Source organism: Azospirillum sp. B506 (assembly GCF_000333595.1).
Taxonomy (GTDB): Bacteria; Pseudomonadota; Alphaproteobacteria; order Azospirillales; family Azospirillaceae; genus Azospirillum.
Genome location: NZ_BADK01000986.1, coordinates 1 through 17,984 on the forward strand (window position 1 = coordinate 1; position 17,984 = coordinate 17,984).

The window sequence follows — 17,984 nt, forward strand, 5'->3', positions numbered from 1 at the left end:
ATCGCCCGCACGCCGTCCCGCCCCGGCCCCCGCGTGTCGCGGTAGGTCACGGAGTCGACGTTCTCCACATCGAGGGACCAGGTGACCAGGCCGAGCGTGTTGCCCAGCCTGACCACCGACCGCAGCGCCGCCAGCCGGCGGTTGACGGTGGCGGGCTGGAGCTGCCGCCGCACCATGTCGGTGCGGTAGCCCAGCGCCAGGGCGTTGGCCTGCCCATGCTCCACCGCCAGCAGCATCCGCACCGCCTGTTCGGCGGTGGCGGCGAAGGCGGCCAGCCCATCCTGCCGGGCCACGAAGGTCCGGAAGTCCTCATGATCCCGCCGGTAGGCCCGCACCGTGTTGGCCGAGCGCCCGGCATAGAAGGCGTCCAGCAGATGCTCCTGGATGCGGTCCAGCCGCAGCGCCGGGGCGTGGCGGGCGTCGCTGACGTCCTGTCCGGCCGGATCGCCCGGAAGGACGGGAAGGCTCATCCGTCGATGGCGTCGCGCAGTTCGGCCACGGTCATGTCTTCCGGCAGCTCGCGCAGCATTGCCGCGACCTGCTGGCCGAAGAACGCGACCGCACCGTCCGACGGGCACACCGCCACCGGGTCGCTGTAACGGGTGAGGCCGGCGCCGGCGGCGACCGCCTCGCGGATAAGCTCGTCCATCCTGCTGTCCTGTCAGGAAAGCCGCGCGACCGCCCGCGCGTCGGCCACCCGGCCGGCGGCATGGTCGCGCAGCATGTCGAAGAGAGGCGCGCACTCCTCCACCAGATCGATCAGCCAGGGCGCCCGGATCCAGCCCTGCCGGGTCCGGATCTCGATGGCCTCGATGTCGGCGCGGAAGGGTCCGCCCTGGTAGGTGATGCGCACGGCGAAATGACGATCCACCGGGCCGAGTTGAAGGCACAGCACGCCGTCCCATTCGGTCCGCATGGCCAGCCCCCGGACAGCAGAAGGCCAGCCGCGGCATCTGCCGGGCGGGCCTTCCTTCAAACGCAATTCGTCCCGCTCACCCTGTCAAGGAATTGACCATCCGTCAAGGATTATATTCCCACGGCGTCGCTGGGGCGGTGAAGCCGGTCAGCACATGATCGCGCAAACCCCAGCCGCCGATCCGCTCCAGCAGTTCCGTCATGCCGGCGTGCCAGCCGGCATAGTCGGTGTTGGCCTCGACGATGTCGGCATCGCTGTGAGCCGGCTCCAGCGGGCACCACTTCACCTGCACCTGCCGGCGCCCATCGCCGAAGGTACGGAAGTGAAAGCCGCGCTCTTCCTCGATGATCCGGCGCTGCCCGCGGGCGTCGAAGAGCGACTGCCCGCGAAGCACATAGCGCTTGGCCAGTTCCGAGCGGGTCGGCACGAACTCCCACCGCTCGGCTGTGACATGTCGGTAGCGGCCGCGCGCCTCGCTCGGCCGCTTCACCGCGACCATCGGCGGCACCAGCGGCAACCAGTCCGGCCGGGTGCCGGAGCGGCCATGGAAGCGGACGAGACGCCGCTGCCACGGGGCCAGCCATCCCACCGCGTTGGCGACCGCCTCGGCATCGGGATGAACCGTCACGGCGATGCCGCGCACCGGCCCGCCGCCGTCCACCCGGTCACCGACCTCATGACGGCGCAGCAGCTCGGCCACACCGTCTCCGCTCACCCCTTGCGGTTCCCATCCATGATCGTTCGCCGCAGCCTCGATGTCGAACAGGCCGGACTGGACGCGGTCGGCCTGCTGGTCGCGCAGCGCCCACGTCACCAGGGTTTCGAGGTCGAGGCGCCGGCGGCTGTCGCACCGGGCAAAGGCGATGGCCATGGTCCAGCCCTCACGCTGCCACCTGGGACAGTCCCGGCCCCAGCAGCCGGGCCACCCCGGCGACCAGCGTGTCCAGGGCCTCCATCGGAATCAGGCCGGGGTCGATCCGCCCGCAATCCTGCAGATAGCGCGCCTTGGCGAACAGATCGTCGGCGGAAACCACCTCGCCGGCCGACAGCTGTTGTTCCAACCTGCCCCGCAACCGGTCCGCCGCCTCGCACTCCGCGCAGCCGGCCAATTGTTGGTAGGAGAGGAACAGCGGCAGCAGCGGCGCGGGCTTGGACATGGAAACCTCCGGGCAAGCCCCCGGCATGACGGCATCGCACCGAGGGAGTTAGGATTGTTTGCCCAAAAGGATTACCAATTCCTTTCAGAAGCTACACCAACTCAGCAGACAGCGCCTCGGCCTGCTGAAGCACATTCTGAACCGCCATATCCTGCAAATCAGGCGGATACCCATATTTCCGCAGGATACGCTTCACCCGACGGCGGATGTCAGCCCGGGCGGATTCACGATGCGCCCAATCTACGGTAAGGTTCTTGCGGATGTCCTGCACCAGTTCATGGGCGATGACACGCAAAGCAGGCTCGCCCATCATGTCGCGAGCACTCTTGTTATCCGCCAAGGCGGTATAAAAGGCGATTTCGTCCTCACCCAATCCGCTTTCTTCGCCTTGCCGGCGGCTCGCCTCGATCTCCCGAGCCATCGCGATCAGCTCTTCCAACACCTCGACCGTGGTCACGGCGTTGTTGTGATAGCGGGTGATCGCCGCTTCCAACCGTTCGGAGAAGGCTCGCGCCTGGACGACGTTGCGCTTTCCCATCGAATGGACTTGGCCATTCAGCAGCTTGCGCAGCGCCTCCACCGCCAGGTTCTTTTTCTCCAGGTCGCGCATTTCGGCCAGGAATTCATCGGACAGGATCGAGATGTCGGGCCGGTTCAGCCCGATGGCGGCCATGATGTCCACAATCTCGGTGGAGACCACGGCCCGGCTGACAAGCTGCTGGATGGCCAACTCGCGGTCGGCCCCGCTGCGCCCACCACCGGCTCCGGTCTTGATCAGGGCGGCGCGCACCGCCTGGAAAAAGCCCACCTCGTCCCGGATGTCCCGAGCCTCTTCGCTGGCCGCCGCCATGGCGTGGAGCTTCGACAAGATCAGAACGGCATCGGCGTAATGACGATGAGCGCGCTTCTTCTCTTCCTCGGTTTTCTTGTCCGCGGCCAGCGCCTGCTGCATGGCAAGCACCCAGTCCATGGCGCCGGCCATGATCGTCAGGCGAAGCTGGGGCGTCGCCGTCTCGGCCAGGGCCGGCCGATAGTCGAAACCATCGGCCATTCCCGGCCGGAACATGTCGCGGACGACCTCGTACCGCTCGACCATCGCGGCGATGGCCTCTTCCTCGTCGATGCCGGTCTGCTCTCCATCGGCGCCGGAATATTGCCCCAGCGCGGCCTTCAGGTTCTGGGCGATGCCGATGTAGTCCACCACCAGCCCAGCCGGCTTGTCGCGGAACACCCGGTTCACGCGGGCGATGGCCTGCATCAACCCGTGCCCCTTCATCGGCTTGTCAATGTACATGGTGTGCATGGACGGCGCGTCGAAACCGGTCAGCCACATATCGCGCACGATGACCAGCCGCAGCGGATCGTCGGGATCCTTGGCCCGCTTCGCCAGCAGTTCGCGCCGGGCCTTGGGGCGCTTGCCGATGTGCGGCTGCCAGTCCGGCGGGTTGGAGGGCACCCCCGTCATGACGACCTTGACCGCCCCCTGTTCGTCATCGTCGCTGTGCCAGGTGGGACGCAGAGCCACGATGTGCTTGTAGAGTTCGACACAGATACGACGGCTCATGCAGACTACCATGGCCTTGCCGTCGAGGGCCGCGAAGCGCGACTCGGCATGGGCGATCAAATCTGCCGCCACCATGGCCAAACGCCGATCGGCGCCGACCACCGCCTCCACGCTGCCATACTTGCGGCCCAACCGCTCCTCTTCGCCTTCTAGCAGGTCTTCGGTCAGCTGGGCGATTTCGGCGTCGATCCTCGGCTTTTCCTCTTCCGGCAGTTCAATCCGCGCCAGCCGGCTTTCGTAATAGATCGGCACCGTCGCTTCGTCGGTGACGGCACGGCTGATGTCGTAGATGTCGATGTAGTCGCCAAAGATCGCCGGGGTGTTGACGTCGCTGCTTTCGATCGGCGTTCCGGTAAAGCCGATGAAGGATGCCCGCGGCAAGGCGTCCCGCAGATACTTGGCGAAGCCATAGGACGTCTCGCCGTCCTTGGCGTCGACCTTCATCTTGAAGCCGTATTGGCTGCGGTGCGCTTCGTCGGCCATCACCACGACGTTGCGGCGGTCGGTCAGCAGCGGATGGTCCTTCTCCCCGTCCACCGGCTGGAATTTCTGGATGGTGGTGAAGATCACCCCGCCCGATGGCCGGGTCAGCAGACTGCGCAACTCTTCCCGACTCTCCGCCCGTTGCGGCGTCTGGCGCAGCAGATCCTTGCACATCCCGAAGGTAGCGAAGAGCTGCTGGTCCAGATCGTTGCGGTCGGTCAGCACCACCAGGGTCGGATTGCCCATGGCCGGATGCAGGATGACTTGGCCGGCATAGAAGGCCATCAGCAGGCTCTTGCCCGATCCCTGGGTGTGCCAGACGACGCCGATCCGGCGGTCGCCCTGCGGGCCGGTGGCCGCCACCGTCTGCTCGACAGCATGGCGCACCGCGTGAAACTGGTGATAACCGGCAAGGATCTTGGCCAGCCCGCCGCCGGTCTCCCCGAACACGGTGAAATCCTTCAACAGCGCCAGGAAACGCCGCGGCTCGAATGCACCTTTCAGCAGGATTTCCAGCTCGGCCATCCCCTTGGTCAGCCCGTCGCCCTCGATGGTGCGCCAGGGCATGAACCGTTCACGCCCGGCGGTCAGAGAGCCGATGCGAGCGCCCAGCCCGTCGGAAATTACCAGCGCTGTGTTGCTGCGGAACAGCGAGGGGATTTGTGCCTTGTAGGTCTGAAGCTGGTTGAAGGCGCCGTCGAGCGTGGCGTTCTCGTCCCCGGCGTTCTTGAGTTCGACCACCACGACCGGCAGCCCGTTGACGAATAGCACCACGTCGGGCCGCCGGTTGGCCTTCTGTTCGACGATGGTAAACTGGTTGACCGCCAGCCAGTCGTTGGCCTGGGGATCATCGAAGTCGATCAGGCGGACATGATCGCCTTTAAGCACCCCGTCGTCGCCATAGAATTCTACGGGCACGCCCTCCACCAGCATGCGATGCAAACGGCGATTCTCCTCGATCAATCCCGGATACTCGACTCGCCGCAGCACGCGCAGCGCCTCAGCACGCGCCTCCTCTGGAATAGCCGGGTTAAGTCGGGCAACGGCCTGGACCAGCCGCCGGGCTAACACCACGTCCTGATAGCTTGCACGCTCCGCTGCAGCACCATCCGGTGCGATAGCTGGGCCGGAAGTGATCGTATATCCAAGTTCCGCAAGCCATGCCAGTGCCGCTTGCTCCACATGGCTTTCGGAAAGTGTACTCATATGCTATCTTCCTCAAAGGATTCAGCAGTGCGCGCTGCATTCAAAGCTTCGATATAAGCAGGGCGATCGACTTGAAAAAGAAATTGGCTCAAGCTTACGTTGATTAGCAACGCGCTCTCTTCATTAGGAAAATTTACAGAAACACTAAGAGATCCACCATCTTCAATATTTACATCTCCGTAACCACACCACTCATCAATTATATCGTTTTGGTTTCTAAATCTGTCATAAGGCTCGCGTGTTCGCGCGAGATTTAACTCAGCTTCAAGATAAGTTTGATGTAGAAATGCAACGACAGCGTCGGCAGATAAAACCGCAGCACGGCGGTGATAAGAAGACAGCCTTTCAATAAAACCGTCTCTTCCGTGACTAACGGGACCAGCATCATTGCGGAGGTTTCCCAAGGTTGTCGTTAATTTATGGTGCTGAGATATTAATTTCTGGAATGCAGAATTTCTTATATCTCCAAGTTTCAGTGCGCGCACTGCAGCGCTTACCCATACTCCAAATTTCGGATTTTCTTCCTTTGGCTTTAGAGACGCCAATGGATTATCCAACTCATCAACAATAATCTGACAAGCTACTTCAACAACACATTTTGCTGCGTCGATGCACGCATCGTTATCCGTTGAAAAGCTGTGTTCGAGAGTGTGAAACGTTTGCTGTAACATTGGCGCATCACGCCAATAAGAGCAAAATTCTCGAATGGCTGGATACCAATCTAAACTCATGTCGCTTCACCTTTCTCTGTCCTGATACAAAATTTCTATAATGCCCCGGATATTAATTTAGGCAGAATAATTTCTTGCATCTTAGAAAGACTATGGGATTCATGAATATTTGAGACAATGCGCTCCAACATTGGATCAACAATTTCTGAAAAAGCCTCCAACACAGATATACTAGGGATACACACGCGATATCGACTCATCCGACCCCAACTTGTTCTCGGCATTTTTGTTCCATCAGATGCACGATCTGCGAACTGAACAAAATCATCTTGAGAGATACAAATTAGAACGAAAGCAGCTGCATTTTGATTACAAGCATTGAGTACGACAATATCAGTCGACGAAATACCACTTAAAGGCGCAATTCCAACCTTATGGAAATATGGCCGAAGTTTCCCGAACAAGAAATCTCCTTTCTGGAAAGAAAGTTTTCCACTTGTAACGTTGCCAGCCTCCCCCCATTCAGTAAGCGCGATTGATCGACGTGGCATGTGTTCAAGCCCAATATAGCATGTATTGGGGTCCAGTGTTCTTGGATCAACAATACTGCCAGCTTGCTTTGCCACATCCCCAAGCTCTTTAAAGCTCCAACCTTCCGGCTTCCCATCGCTATCAAATAATTCAGGGAAAAGAGACCATAGGTCAGCAGAAAGATAAGGCTTATGGCATTCGGATTTAGCGCGGGTAGGGCCAAAATCAACAAACCAGTCCTTGAAAATCTCACGCGCCATCGACTCAAGAGTCTCATTTATTTCTCGGTTTGATTGTATTTTTTCCTCAATTGCTTGCAGAAAACCCACAATCTGACGTCGCGATTCAGATAGTTCCGGGACCGGGAATGCGAGAAAATCTTCTCTAGCCAGCCCCAAGTTGGTTGTTCCTGTAGCGCGCGCTCTACAATACTCCCGGTATTGAGGAGTTCTCAACAGCCAATAAATATAATCAGCGGGAGCATCTTGTTTCTTGAACTCTATCTTTACAGTATCTTGTGTTAATCTTCCCATCGCTACATGCGATGGAACCCTTGCCACGGAACCAAGCAGATCGGCCGATTGTGTAACGTCCTTAAGAGAGACATAAATATCTCCCGGTTTAAGCAAAATCCGCTCATCAGAAGCACCGCCATAAGTTTTCAAGTTGTCCGCCTTGAAGCCTCCATTTCTTGCAATTGAAGCCAGCCCGAGAAGGACAGGTCCCGGCTGACCAAGAAGTGCGCCCTGATAAGTGTTTCCACGCCTAATCGTGAAATAATCTCCAAAGGTATCAGTCATAGAGAAATGCTCGCCATGGAGTTATTAATCCGTTCCTGAAGGAGAAGACTTTCTTCAAATTGCCTACTTAAGGTGTCCTTTAGCGTAGCAAAACGCTCAGCAAATGGAGCATCGTCCGCCTCGATTTCTGCCGCCCCCACATAGCGGCCCGGCGTCAGCACATAGTTGTGCGCCTTGATCTCCTCCAGCGTGGCGGATTTGCAGAAACCCGCCTCATCCTCATAAACGCCCGCGTCAGCTTCCCCGCGCCATGCGTGATAAGCTCCGGCGATCTTCGCCACGTCCTCGTCAGAAAACTCCCGGCGGGTGCGGTCGGCCATGAAACCCAGCTTACGGGCGTCGATGAACAGGATCTCGCCGCGACGGTCGCGGAAACGGCCGTTCTTCTTGTTGCGGCTCAGGAACCACAGGCAGGCCGGGATCTGGGTGGAGAAGAACAGCTGCCCCGGCAGGGCGATCATGCAATCCACCACGTCGGCCTCGACCATGGCGCGGCGGATGACATCCTCGCCCCCCTGCGCCGACGACATCGAACCATTCGCCAACACCACCCCCGCCGTGCCGTTGGGGGCGAGGTGGTGCAGGATGTGCTGGAGCCACGCATAGTTGGCGTTGCCCACCGGCGGAGCGCCATGGGTCCAGCGGACATCCTCGCGCAGCCGCTCGCCACCCCAGTCGGACACGTTGAATGGCGGGTTAGCCAGGATGAAGTCGAATTTCTTGTCGCGCCATTCGTCCTTGTGGAAGCTGCCTTCGTTGTTCCAGGCGATGCCGCTGGCGTCGATGCCGCGCACAGCAAGGTTCATCTTGGCCAGCCGCCAGGTGGTGTAGTTGCTTTCCTGCCCATAGATGGCGAGCTGGCCGATGCGCCCGCCATGCGCCTCCAGAAACCGTTCGGTCTGGACGAACATGCCGCCGGAGCCGCAGCAGGGGTCATAGACCCGGCCCTCTACCCCGCGCGCCGGATCGGGGAAGGGTTCCAGCATGTCGACCAGGACCCGCACCACCGAGCGGGGCGTATAGAACTCGCCACCGCGCTTGCCCTCCGACCCGGCGAAGCCGCCCAGGAAATATTCATAGACGCGGCCCAGCACATCACGCGCCGCCCCGCCCTCGACGCCAAGGGCGATGCCGGAAATCAGGTTGATCAGCTCACCCACCATCACCTTGTCGAGGGCGGGGCGGTTGTAGTCCTTGGGCAGAACGCCTTTCAGAGTCGGGTTCTCCGCCTCGATGGCGGTCATCGCCTCGTCGATCAGCTTGCCGATGGTCGGCTGCGGGGCGTTGGCCTGAAGATGGGACCAACGTGCCTCCTTCGGCACCCAGAAGATGTTTTCGCCAAGATACTCGTCGCGATCCTCGGCCGCCTCCGGGTCTTCCCGCAGCAAGGTCTCATGCCGGGCCTCGAACGCCAGCGAGATATGCCGCAGGAAGATCAGGCCCAAAACGACGTGCTTGTAATCCGAAGGCTCGAGGTTCTTCCGGAGCTTGTCCGCGGCCAGAAACAGATCGCGCTCGAAATCCGCTTGCCTCTCCGCGGCCGTTTTCTGTTCCGGTTTCGCGGTCTCTGGGTTCTTACGCGGACGGCCTCGGGCCATGACGGATGTCCTTCAACGGATTGGTAAGCGAACTACTCGTTCCGATGGGAGCGATGGCGGCCGAACAGCCTATCGCCACCCGGACCTCCACCGCACCCTGCCCCGCCTTCGACACGGCAGCAGGCTGGTATACCGCCATGCCTATCGAAAACAGGAGGAGGGAGATTGGCCAATTCTCGTATAGGGAGCAACGGGATTATGCGCTTGCGATTTTGCAGGCTAATGGCGTAGCCGGGCTGACGGGTGGTCCGGCGGCCATCGGTGGCCGAACGGCCCTGGCACCACGCGAACGATGCACACCGAACCACGCCGGCTGTGCGAAGAGGCGAGCACGCCCCATCGCACAGCCGGCATGGACCGGGGAGGAGGCGCTATCCGATGGGGATGCGCTGGTGGAACTTGTGGGCGTGGCTGTCGATCATCGCGGCGATGCCGTCCCACATGCCGCAGGCCGATGTCGCCGTCCACAGACCGCGCAGGGACTCGGTGTAGGTGGCGGCGGCGCCCATCAGTCCCGACAGCTGCTCTTTCCGCGTCGGGGGCAGGTCGCGGTAGGCAAGGATCAGGCTGCGCTCGTTGAAGGGCAGGTCCGACAGCGGGGTGCCGATCAGCGACGGCGCCGGTGCCGGCAACAGGGGCCGGGCGGCGGGCGGCGCCAGCAGCATCGCCACGTCCACCGGCTGCCCCTGCCGCACCCGGTCCAGGGCGTCGGCGGTCAGAGCTGCGCGGACCCGGCGTTCCTCGGCCTCGCCCAGCTCGCGCGCCCGCCGGTCGATGGCGTCGAGGTCGGCCTTGGTCAGCGAGGCGGCGGGAGTCGGTAGGGCCTTGCCGCTGGTCACGGCGTCGAACAGCTCGACCACGGCGATGGTTATGTCAGTCGCGCGTTCGGTTTCGGCCTTGGTGCAGAGATAGACGGCTTGTTTCTTCGTCAGCCAGAATTCAGCGGCGGGACGTCCGCCATTCGGTGAGGTTTGCCGCACGGTGAGGCAAACCTCACCCAGCCGCTCAAGAGCTTCACGGTGCCGCTCGATCAAAGGGCGAATGTCGCGGGGCTTCCTGAAGCCCAGCGCTGCGGCCAAGCGGAGATCCAGAATGCGCGGCTCATGATTGATCGTGGTGTCGATGTCGGTCGGTGATAACACGGGCAAGGCTTGCCCGTCGTCGCTCATGCTGTCCATGGCGATCGCCCTCCATTGCGGCATTGCCGACGAAGAGCCGCTTGTCACGACGACCCTGGCGCCGGGGGCTGACAACCTGCAATGGACAGGCCGGACTATTCCCCTTGCGGGTATTGTATTCATCCGTCCCCCGGCAAAGGGGCATGATCCGGACGGAATCCGGGCATGAAAATAGCCACATCGCGAAAAACGCGCGGGTGGCTTGCCGCCATTGAGGAGTTGTCAGGCTCCGGCCCGAAAGATCGCTCCACCGGGGCGGAGCGTCAAGGGCGATGACACCGCATGAAACCATGTTGATCGTATCGCAGAAGGCAACTACTGCCCCCAGGGCTTTCCGCAAGGTGCGGCCATCCCCTTTTGTCGGTTTACTCCGCCATGCTGCACCCCACCTTTCCATCCATGTCGCCGTTTGACCGGGTGGGTTTGACGGGAGGGGAGCGTGGCCGTAATTTGGTGAAATAGGACTCCATTTCGGTAGAAAATTTTTTAGCGTCTTCTCCGTTTCATAGACACGATGAAGGGAGAGGGCGCTGTGGCGGCGGATGAGATGAGCAGAGCAACCCTCAAGGTGGCGTTTGACGGCCCGGCGATCCATGACGGCACCATGGACGTTCGGGATCTTGCGCCGTCTCTGCTGGCCATCGGCCAACTCTGCGAAGAAGCGAACCGTGTTCTGAATGGGGAGCGTATCCAGGCCACCGTCCTTGTCCGCGCCGATTTCCGCAAAGGGTCGTTCGAGGTCAATCTGGACCTCGTCCAGAGCCTGATATCCCAGATGCGCAGCTTCCTGGTCGGGGAGGATGCGACCGCCGCCGCCAACCTTCTGGCGCTGCTGAGTGGCGCCACCGGCGGCACGGTTGGGCTGTTCGGCGTCATCAAGTGGCTGCGCGGTCGCCGGCCGAAGCGGTTGGTTGCCTTGGAGAACGGGCGGGTCCGGCTGGAACTGGACGATTTGTCGATCGAAACCGCGCGCGAAGTCATCGAGCTGTACCGGGATCTGGACGTGCGAAAGGCCGCCGCCTCGGTGATCCGCCCGCTGGAGAAATCGGGCATCGACACCATCGCCTTAACGCCGGCACCCGACTCCAGGGAAGTCATAACCAAGGAAGACGCCGCGTCCTTCCTGGCACCCGAACCCGAAGAAGAACAGATCATCCAAGAGGAGAAAAAGGCCGCCTTCACCATCGTTTCCATTTCCTTCAAGGACGGAAACAAATGGCGGCTGTTCGATGGCCAGAATACCATCAACGTGACCATGGCCGACGAGGCTTTCATTGCCCGCGTCAATCAGAACGATGTGGTGTTCGCCAAAGGCGACATTCTGGTTTGTCGCGTGCTGATGGAGCAATGGCGGATCAAGGATGGCTTGCGCACGGAATATACCGTTCTGGAAGTCGTCGAACACCGGAGCGCCGCCCGTCAACTGCCGCTCCAATTCGATTCGCCTGATCCTGAATAGGAACGGCGGGCTACTCCCCCAGCGTCCTGTTGTGCAGTTCCACCACATGCCGCACCACGTCCGCCGCCGCCGGATCGGGCGCCACCATCACCAGCAGGAAGCGGCGCACGCCGTCCAGCTCGACGGTGATGGCGCCGGGATCAGCCGGATCCGTGTGCCAGGGGAGCGACAGCGCCGCCGCGAAGCGTGACTCGCGCGGTGGTGACGGCTCCCGTGCCAGCGGGGCTGGCGGGGCGATAACCTCGACGGACGGGTCTACTGGTCGGGCTGGCGGCTTCAGTGCCGCCACCTCGGCCCGCGTCACCGCCGGGTGGATCGTGCCGGCGTCCAGTGCCTGCTGGCGCGTCTCGTCCGGCAGCGTCGCGATAGCGTAGAGGGTGCCCATCGCTTCCGGCAGCCGGTCCAACGGCACCTTGCCCTCATCGACGAAGGCGGCGATCTCGCGCAGCTTGCGGGCGGTCGAGGTGCTGAATGGAAGGTCGGTCGTCACCATCGCCTCGTATTCGCCATGCGGCAGCGCCTCCTTGGCCTCGTTCAGGCGGCGGCCCACCGCCACAGTGGCCTCCAGCGCGTTGGTCCATTCCCGGCGGATGTCGGCGGCGAACTCGGCACGGGTGGTCAGGGGACGCGGCTTGGCCAGCATCGACAGGCGGGCATTCCCCAGGCTGCGGGCGGTCGGTGCCATCGTCAGACTCCCATCTCGGCGGACAGATAGGCCCACAGGTCACGGAACAGCGGGCCGGTGCGGGTGCCGGGGATCTCGGCCGTGCCCAGGCCGGCCATGAAGCTGCGCGGCACCTCCTGAAGCAGCGGGATCTCCACCGGCGCCGGCGTGCCCATGCCGGCGACGATGGCCCGTGCGTCGGCCGTCTCGCGCAGGCGCGGCTGGATCTGGCTCAACAGCAGCCGCATCGGCCGGCGCCGGCTGTGCAGGTAGGGCAGCATGGCCTGCATGCTGACCAGGTCCTCCGGTCCCGGCCGCACCGGCACCAGCACCAGGTCGGCCGCGTCGAACAGCAGCGCCGTCGATTCGGGGAAGAACTCCACCGCGGTCGGTGTGTCGATCACCAGCAGGTCGAGGCCCTGCGGCGTCGGCCGCTCCGTCACCTCGCCCAGCACGCGCTGCTCGCCGGCGATCGGCGCGACGTCGGCCGGGCGCAGGCTGTGCCAGTGCGTCAGGCTGCCCTGCGGATCCGTGTCGAGCGTCCCCACCCGCAGCCCGGCCGTCGCAACCGCCACCGCCAGATTGCGGACGGTCGCCGTCTTCGGCCCGCCGCCCTTTCCCTGAACCACCAGGATCGTCTTCATTTCGGTCCCCCTCAAAGCGTTCACGCGTGAACACTTTCGCGTTTCCCCCGCCGCCGCCTCAGCGGTCGGCGTCGCCCTTCTCCCGCCGCTGGTGGGCGTGGAAGAGGCGCATCAACTCCGCCGTGGTCAGCAGCTTGCCGTCGACCTGATGCAGAGCGCCGCTCCGGTAGACCCGCAGCCCGGCGGCGCGCAGCACCTCGATGGCGCGGTACACGCCCGGCTCCTCCGGTTGGACCTGCACCGGCCGGTGTCGCGCGGTGCGCGGCGGCACGCCCAGATCCAGGGGCAGTTGCTGGCCGGCCCGGCTCATGGCCGCGCACCCCGCAGCAGTGCGCCGCTGTTTCCTGTGCCTCTTCCGGCCGAGCCACCCATCCCCGTCCTCTCCCCCGTCAAGCGCGAGCTGCTGCATCATGCCGCCGTTTCTCAGGCAGCCACGGTGCCCGCCCCGCCGCCCTGAAGCTGTTGCTGAAGCGCCTGGATCAGCGTCGGCACAATCGACGGCAGCACGTCGCGCACGGCCTGCTGGGCTGCCAGCTGGACCGCCTGCGCCAGATCCGGCGGCAGCCCACCAGCCGGCGCGATGCCGCTCTGGTCCGCCCGGTCGAGCGCCCAGCCCAGCCACTTCTCCAGTTCCTCCGCCGTCGGCCGGTAGCCGTCGCGTAGCCGCTCTTTCTGCGCGTCCTCCAGCCACTCCACCGCCAGGACCGCGCGCTGGGCGTCTCCCAGAATCTCCGACGCCCTCTGCACGATTCTCGGATGCCAGCCACGATTCCGCTCAGCCCCCGGATAGCTCTGGGGTTCATCCGTCGCAGAACGTCCGCCGGAAATGGGAAGGGGAAGGTGACGCTGGCGGCGGTCAGGATTCTGGCCTGCCGCAGTTTTCGACGCCCGCGCGCCTCTATTTCTATTATTTAGATCTATTTCGGGCGGCAGAGCTGCGCCGCAGTTTCCGGCTGAATTGCCGCAGTTTGTGGACGCCAGCGCCGCAGTTTCTCCGTCGCCGTCCGAAAATGCGCCGCAGTTTTGGCCGGATAGTGCGGCATCCGCGCCGCTGTTCTCCCCGCTGCCGCCGATCATGCCGCTGTTTACGCCCGGAACTGCGGCAGCCAAGCCGCTGTTTCGGCCACCCTCCCCCGCCCCCTGCCACCCGTCCGCCGCAGTATCGCCGCTGAAGCGGGCGGCAACTGCGGCATAGGTGCCGCCGTTTGCCACCGCGAACAGGTCATCGGGCAGGCCATAGGCTTCGGCGGTGCCGCAGTTTTCCAGCTGGACGGCAGTCACCCCCAGCCACTGTTTGCTGAAGCGGTAGCGGGTGGAGCGAGCCCGCCCGCCGCCCTTTCGGTCCACCTCGATGATGCCGGCGCCCAGCAGCCAGGACAGGCCGCGCTGAACGGTGCGGCGGTCGCACCGCATGGCCCGCGCCAGCTTGTCGGCGCCGATCCACGCCACCAGCTCGCCGCAGCGGACGAAGATCGACTCGTCGCTGCGCCTGACCAGCAGCAGCGCCAGCACCCGGCGCTTGTCGGTCAGGCCGGGCGCCAGACCCAACGCATCCTGGAACAGCTCGCGCAGCAGGTAGAAGGGAGAACGCTTGTCCGCCTGGATCATGCCGCCCCCGCTGTGAGAGGGGACGCGAGCTGCCGCGGTATTCGACCGCAGCGGGGGGAGCATGACAGCGGCACCGGCACAGCGCGGTCGAGGCGGATCGGTGCGGCGGCGCTCATGGTCGCAAACCCATACTTCCGTGCGCCATTCCGGCCTATCTGGCTGACTTCCATGAACGGCATGACGCACCTAATTTTCGTTGGTCGAAGACGGCAATGGGCTCGCGTGGCAGACGCCACGCAGAGCGCACCCTGTTTGACATCGGTAGCAGACGACTCGAGGGGCGGTCGCTGGAACGGCCGCTCCTTTCTTCCGGGCGGCGCACGTTCGGCACCGGGACGCCAATTGGCGCGCGGAAACCGCGGAACCAAAGCGCTGCTGTTCAGGATGGATCTCGGATCTTTTCGGAATCGGAACGGTCGCCCGCGGGCGATCATGCCCGTCCTCGGGATGCGGCGGCGGTTTGCGGCGATGCGAGCGCGTGCAGGCGCGCGGTTCCACGGCGCAGCAGAGCCGCCAATTCAGCCGCTTCCTCGTCGTTCAGGTCCGCCAATGAATGCGCGTTGCCGAGCATGCGCACCATTTTGTCGACGGTCGCCCACTTCACCGCAGCGGCGGCCTCGAAGGCTGGCCACGCATCGAGGACGGCGCGCTGGGCGGGGGTGAGGCTGGCGGGGTCAAGCTCGGCCATCACGCCACCTCGACAACAGCGAGCGGCCGGAGTCGGCAAAGGACTCCGGCCGTCAGCACTTCGCCGGTACGGACAAGGAACCCAGCGAAGCGAACAGATTTGCAAGACGGCAACAACTTCAGCAGACGACTCGCGGAAGTTGTTGCAACTGTGCCCCACGTTAGTCGGGGCCGAACAGGTGCGGAACGCGCTGCCGTGACGACGCGTTCCGCCTTCCCTATGCTGGAAGTGTCAAAGCCACCAACATAGGAACTCTGAAAATGAGCAATGACCACGAAGCTTCCACGCAGCGCATGGCTGCATCCAGCAGTGCCCAAAGTCAAATTGCGGCGACTCTGGCAGCGGCGGTTATTCGGAACCGAAACACTCTCGATCCGGCCGAAGCTGTCGAAATCTTTCGCGAGACGCTCAAGCATTTGAAGGTGCGCCCTCCTCGGGAATGAGGCCAAGGCTCCGGTAAAACTCCAGTTCGTCCGGCTGCGTGTATTGCAGCCGGGCGAACTCGCGCACTCCTTCCTCGATCCCACGCATAGCCACCACCAGCCCGCGCAGCAGGGCGTTCGTCTCTCCCAAGGTTCCCGGTTCGGGATCGCAATCCGTTTGAGCCGTTTCTCTTTGGCTCCGCGCCGAAGCGACGATAGCGCCAGCCTCAGCCATGCATTTCATTGCTGCGGCAAATGCCGGAGCTTCGGTGCCGTCGCCCTGGGCGTCCAGACCGGCGGCAAGCGGCTGCGCCGGCGAGGTCGAGCCCTTCAGCACGAAGTCAGCGAAGGCCTGGGCACGGGCGATCATGGCGCCGGTGTCGGCACCTTCGCGATCCAACTGCACCGCCAGCTGCAGGCAGTCCATCCGGACCGCCTGCTCGGCACCGATCATGCTGGTGGACGCGGCGGGGATGCCCCCGATTGACGCGGCCGGTTGGCCGGCGCCCGATTCCTTATGCCCTTCCACCGATTACCCCCCTCTGGCTTGGCTGTTGCTGTCTCGCGTGAAGCGAGCGATGCTTCCCCGATAAACAACTGGTGATCTTCGCACATGAGCATACGTCTCCCCGGCTATCCGCTGATCGACAGCGCAGGAAGAGCGCGTGAACGACGCACTCGCGGTCCTTTGGATGGTTGAGCGGTCTCCAGCGCCTCTCGAGTGATGCCTTGAAGGCCAAGGCGAGAAGCTGCACGCGCGACAATCCCCCAGTAACGCGGTGGAATTCCGTTCCTCCGCCACTTGTAGACGGCTTCACGATCAACAGGGCTGCCTTCGGCCTCCAAGGCCGCTGCCATGTTCGTGCCGCCACCGAAAGCGGATATGACATGATCGTGCGTGAGCATATCTCTACCGCCGTTCCCACAGATCAACAGCGCAAACTCTCAGAAAAAATTTCTGACGCGTCAACGGGAATTTATCAAGCGCGCGTCGGTCATGTGTCGGAAGACAATTCCGACATGAAGGACCTCATCGAAAAAGACTACACCGTGGCCGCTGGCCGACGATTGCGCACAACCCGAGAAGCTCTCGGCTTTAATTCCGTGCGCGAATTCGCTGCAATGACCAACGTAACCGAGCATGTGCTTTCGGCCTGGGAAAGAGGAAAGGCACTTGTTCGCCCTTGGTATGTCTCATCTCTAAAACAAAAATGGGGCATAACTCACGATTGGATCTACGACGGCGACGTAAAAGGATTGCCTTATTCTCTAGCAACTAAAATTCTGGACCGTACATCGTGATTATTCTTTACAGCTTATACGCCACAATCGGCACACCTCAGCTGTTACAGTGAACGTGTAGGCCTAGAACCCCTTTAAACTCCGCCATCGACTCCTCGACAGCCTCGCATCCGTCATCAGAAATTTTTTCTAACAAATCGCTTGTTTCGAATTGACCTGTCAGAAAAAATTTCTGAATGTGGGCCGGAACAAACGCGAGGTTAATGATGACGGGCATCGCCATCAAAGCCCCCCTTCAGCGTCGTGCCGGGGCGCAGAACGTATCCATGGACCGATCCTTCGCGCCGTCGCACTCCGAAAAGCTGGAAAGCACGCTGCGGCACATGGTTCCGGCGCTGCCCAAGAAGGGCGTGACGCCGTTGGTCACCTACAACGTAGTGGTCAACAACCGCTGGACAGCGCACCGGACATCCATGCGGCTCGATGTGACGTCGTGGCTGTTGTTGGATCACATTGCAGAGGCGGAAGGCTACGCGAACCGAGATGTCCTGATCAGCGCCGTGCATGAGCGGTTCCATACCGACGATCTGCCGCTCACCTCTCTGGTCCGTCTTTTCCTCCAGACCTACACAGCGCCGAATGCCGTGCTGTCCTTCCTGGGCCAGGAACGCCGCGCCAATGGCTGCAGGTTCACAGCCAACCGGGTGGAAAACTGAGATGGCAGGCGCGGCACAAGAAGCCGTTGCCCTAGTCGGTCTTGTCCAATGGCACCTGGAGGAAACCGGCCGGGCCGAGCTAGAGGCGGAGGACACCCGCCTCCCCCTCCGCCGCCTGCGCCTGTTGTCCGCCGCTCGCTATCACCGCGACTGCGCCGAACTGGCACGGGAGGAACTGCCGTGATCCCCACCATTGAGGCAACCAACTGGCAGGTGTGCCACGCGGCGCGGTTCGACACTCCGGCCGACGTCCGCCGGATCCAGTTCCGGCAGGGCGAGCGGTTGGTCATCCTCGCCGTGGGCGAGGTGCCGGTCGTCTGCGACATCCTCACCCCCGGCGTCTACAGCGTGGACATCCCCGCCCACTACCCGCGCGGCGTCTTCCCCGTGCTGGTGGTCGCCGTGCCCTCCCCCATCGCCTAACTGCTGGCGCATGG

At 62.7% G+C, this 17,984-nt stretch carries 20 protein-coding genes and 1 pseudogene; 4 read left to right on the forward strand and 17 right to left on the reverse strand.

Translation table 11 applies throughout. From position 1 onward, the window contains the following. The 10 genes and pseudogenes from I71_RS30360 to I71_RS30395 all read right to left on the reverse strand — a co-directional run. A pseudogene (locus tag I71_RS30360) lies at positions 1–470 on the reverse strand (site-specific integrase); the annotation flags it as partial. Continuing rightward, positions 467–649: a hypothetical protein gene (locus I71_RS30365; protein ID WP_042703165.1), complete on the reverse strand. Its 183-nt coding sequence runs from the start codon at positions 647–649 to the stop codon at positions 467–469. The gene I71_RS30365 and the pseudogene I71_RS30360, both read right to left, overlap by 4 nt. A gap of 12 nt (positions 650–661) precedes the next feature. Then, positions 662–916 (reverse strand): hypothetical protein, encoded by a 255-nt coding sequence (locus I71_RS30370; protein WP_042703167.1) that lies wholly within the window; start codon positions 914–916, stop codon positions 662–664. A gap of 103 nt (positions 917–1,019) precedes the next feature. Then, the gene (locus I71_RS30375) at positions 1,020–1,787 is read right to left on the reverse strand and encodes a hypothetical protein (RefSeq protein ID WP_042703168.1); all 768 of its coding nucleotides are present in this window, start codon (positions 1,785–1,787) and stop codon (positions 1,020–1,022) included. A 10-nt stretch (positions 1,788–1,797) separates the two neighbouring features. Next, positions 1,798–2,073: a hypothetical protein gene (locus tag I71_RS30380; protein ID WP_042703170.1), complete on the reverse strand. Its 276-nt coding sequence runs from the start codon at positions 2,071–2,073 to the stop codon at positions 1,798–1,800. A gap of 91 nt (positions 2,074–2,164) precedes the next feature. After that, positions 2,165–5,326 (reverse strand): type I restriction endonuclease subunit R, encoded by a 3,162-nt coding sequence (locus tag I71_RS30385; RefSeq protein WP_042703172.1) that lies wholly within the window; start codon positions 5,324–5,326, stop codon positions 2,165–2,167. After that, positions 5,323–6,057, reverse strand: a complete 735-nt coding sequence (locus tag I71_RS36605; RefSeq protein ID WP_083897469.1) for an abortive infection family protein — start codon at positions 6,055–6,057, stop codon at positions 5,323–5,325. The genes I71_RS30385 and I71_RS36605 overlap by 4 nt, the downstream gene beginning before the upstream one ends. Positions 6,058–6,092: 35 nt before the next feature. Further along, positions 6,093–7,328: a restriction endonuclease subunit S gene (locus tag I71_RS37905; RefSeq protein WP_148294409.1), complete on the reverse strand. Its 1,236-nt coding sequence runs from the start codon at positions 7,326–7,328 to the stop codon at positions 6,093–6,095. Continuing rightward, positions 7,325–8,926 (reverse strand): class I SAM-dependent DNA methyltransferase, encoded by a 1,602-nt coding sequence (locus I71_RS30390; protein ID WP_042703174.1) that lies wholly within the window; start codon positions 8,924–8,926, stop codon positions 7,325–7,327. Before I71_RS30390 ends, I71_RS37905 begins: the two co-directional genes overlap by 4 nt. Positions 8,927–9,297: 371 nt before the next feature. Then, positions 9,298–10,104 carry a hypothetical protein gene (locus I71_RS30395; RefSeq protein WP_042703176.1) on the reverse strand — a complete coding sequence of 269 codons (807 nt, stop codon included), beginning with the start codon at positions 10,102–10,104 and terminating at the stop codon, positions 9,298–9,300. A 547-nt stretch (positions 10,105–10,651) separates the two neighbouring features. Between I71_RS30395 and I71_RS30400 the strand changes: the two genes are divergently transcribed. Continuing rightward, complete coding sequence (locus I71_RS30400) at positions 10,652–11,563, forward strand: hypothetical protein (protein ID WP_211098459.1); 912 nt, start codon at positions 10,652–10,654, stop codon at positions 11,561–11,563. A 10-nt stretch (positions 11,564–11,573) separates the two neighbouring features. Here the strand turns inward: I71_RS30400 and I71_RS30405 are convergent, their stop codons facing one another. The 7 genes from I71_RS30405 to I71_RS41160 all read right to left on the reverse strand — a co-directional run bounded on the left by I71_RS30405 (position 11,574) and on the right by I71_RS41160 (position 16,495). Next, positions 11,574–12,248 (reverse strand): DUF3102 domain-containing protein, encoded by a 675-nt coding sequence (locus I71_RS30405; RefSeq protein WP_042703180.1) that lies wholly within the window; start codon positions 12,246–12,248, stop codon positions 11,574–11,576. 2 nt (positions 12,249–12,250) lie between these two features. Then, positions 12,251–12,871, reverse strand: a complete 621-nt coding sequence (locus I71_RS30410; protein WP_042703182.1) for a ParA family protein — start codon at positions 12,869–12,871, stop codon at positions 12,251–12,253. Positions 12,872–12,929: 58 nt separating this feature from the next. Next, positions 12,930–13,181, reverse strand: coding sequence for a hypothetical protein (locus I71_RS30415; RefSeq protein WP_042703184.1), 252 nt, complete (start codon positions 13,179–13,181; stop codon positions 12,930–12,932). 113 nt (positions 13,182–13,294) lie between these two features. Next, positions 13,295–14,479 (reverse strand): hypothetical protein, encoded by a 1,185-nt coding sequence (locus I71_RS30420; protein ID WP_042703186.1) that lies wholly within the window; start codon positions 14,477–14,479, stop codon positions 13,295–13,297. A gap of 430 nt (positions 14,480–14,909) precedes the next feature. Next, positions 14,910–15,167 (reverse strand): hypothetical protein, encoded by a 258-nt coding sequence (locus tag I71_RS30425; protein ID WP_042703188.1) that lies wholly within the window; start codon positions 15,165–15,167, stop codon positions 14,910–14,912. 408 nt (positions 15,168–15,575) lie between these two features. Next, positions 15,576–16,043 carry a hypothetical protein gene (locus tag I71_RS30430; protein WP_148294410.1) on the reverse strand — a complete coding sequence of 156 codons (468 nt, stop codon included), beginning with the start codon at positions 16,041–16,043 and terminating at the stop codon, positions 15,576–15,578. A gap of 179 nt (positions 16,044–16,222) precedes the next feature. Further along, entirely contained in the window at positions 16,223–16,495 is a 273-nt protein-coding gene (locus tag I71_RS41160; RefSeq protein WP_375731234.1) for a carph-isopro domain-containing protein, read from the reverse strand. Between I71_RS41160 and I71_RS37910 the strand changes: the two genes are divergently transcribed. From I71_RS37910 to I71_RS30445, 3 genes are all read left to right on the forward strand, one after another. Then, the gene (locus I71_RS37910; RefSeq protein WP_211098460.1) at positions 16,478–16,891 is read left to right on the forward strand and encodes a helix-turn-helix domain-containing protein; all 414 of its coding nucleotides are present in this window, start codon (positions 16,478–16,480) and stop codon (positions 16,889–16,891) included. The two genes, I71_RS41160 and I71_RS37910, sit on opposite strands and share 18 nt — an antisense overlap. A gap of 206 nt (positions 16,892–17,097) precedes the next feature. Beyond that, positions 17,098–17,547 carry a ribbon-helix-helix domain-containing protein gene (locus I71_RS30435; protein WP_083897470.1) on the forward strand — a complete coding sequence of 150 codons (450 nt, stop codon included), beginning with the start codon at positions 17,098–17,100 and terminating at the stop codon, positions 17,545–17,547. Between the two features lie 180 nt (positions 17,548–17,727). Next, the gene (locus I71_RS30445) at positions 17,728–17,970 is read left to right on the forward strand and encodes a hypothetical protein (RefSeq protein WP_042703195.1); all 243 of its coding nucleotides are present in this window, start codon (positions 17,728–17,730) and stop codon (positions 17,968–17,970) included. Positions 17,971–17,984: the final 14 nt, after the last annotated feature.

Bases quoted from the DNA above. Each gene is read 5' to 3' on its own strand.
- I71_RS30365 (WP_042703165.1), bottom strand. From the start codon at position 649: ATGGACGAGCTTATCCGCGAGGCGGTCGCCGCCGGCGCCGGCCTCACC.
- I71_RS30370 (WP_042703167.1), bottom strand. From the start codon at position 916: ATGCGGACCGAATGGGACGGCGTGCTGTGCCTTCAACTCGGCCCGGTG.
- I71_RS30375 (WP_042703168.1), bottom strand. From the start codon at position 1,787: ATGGCCATCGCCTTTGCCCGGTGCGACAGCCGCCGGCGCCTCGACCTC.
- I71_RS30380 (WP_042703170.1), bottom strand. From the start codon at position 2,073: ATGTCCAAGCCCGCGCCGCTGCTGCCGCTGTTCCTCTCCTACCAACAA.
- I71_RS30385 (WP_042703172.1), bottom strand. From the start codon at position 5,326: ATGAGTACACTTTCCGAAAGCCATGTGGAGCAAGCGGCACTGGCATGG.
- I71_RS36605 (WP_083897469.1), bottom strand. From the start codon at position 6,057: ATGAGTTTAGATTGGTATCCAGCCATTCGAGAATTTTGCTCTTATTGG.
- I71_RS37905 (WP_148294409.1), bottom strand. From the start codon at position 7,328: ATGACTGATACCTTTGGAGATTATTTCACGATTAGGCGTGGAAACACT.
- I71_RS30390 (WP_042703174.1), bottom strand. From the start codon at position 8,926: ATGGCCCGAGGCCGTCCGCGTAAGAACCCAGAGACCGCGAAACCGGAA.
- I71_RS30395 (WP_042703176.1), bottom strand. From the start codon at position 10,104: ATGGACAGCATGAGCGACGACGGGCAAGCCTTGCCCGTGTTATCACCG.
- I71_RS30400 (WP_211098459.1), top strand. From the start codon at position 10,652: ATGAGCAGAGCAACCCTCAAGGTGGCGTTTGACGGCCCGGCGATCCAT.
- I71_RS30405 (WP_042703180.1), bottom strand. From the start codon at position 12,248: ATGGCACCGACCGCCCGCAGCCTGGGGAATGCCCGCCTGTCGATGCTG.
- I71_RS30410 (WP_042703182.1), bottom strand. From the start codon at position 12,871: ATGAAGACGATCCTGGTGGTTCAGGGAAAGGGCGGCGGGCCGAAGACG.
- I71_RS30415 (WP_042703184.1), bottom strand. From the start codon at position 13,181: ATGAGCCGGGCCGGCCAGCAACTGCCCCTGGATCTGGGCGTGCCGCCG.
- I71_RS30420 (WP_042703186.1), bottom strand. From the start codon at position 14,479: ATGATCCAGGCGGACAAGCGTTCTCCCTTCTACCTGCTGCGCGAGCTG.
- I71_RS30425 (WP_042703188.1), bottom strand. From the start codon at position 15,167: ATGGCCGAGCTTGACCCCGCCAGCCTCACCCCCGCCCAGCGCGCCGTC.
- I71_RS30430 (WP_148294410.1), bottom strand. From the start codon at position 16,043: ATGATCGGTGCCGAGCAGGCGGTCCGGATGGACTGCCTGCAGCTGGCG.
- I71_RS37910 (WP_211098460.1), top strand. From the start codon at position 16,478: ATGATCGTGCGTGAGCATATCTCTACCGCCGTTCCCACAGATCAACAG.
- I71_RS41160 (WP_375731234.1), bottom strand. From the start codon at position 16,495: ATGCTCACGCACGATCATGTCATATCCGCTTTCGGTGGCGGCACGAAC.
- I71_RS30435 (WP_083897470.1), top strand. From the start codon at position 17,098: ATGACGGGCATCGCCATCAAAGCCCCCCTTCAGCGTCGTGCCGGGGCG.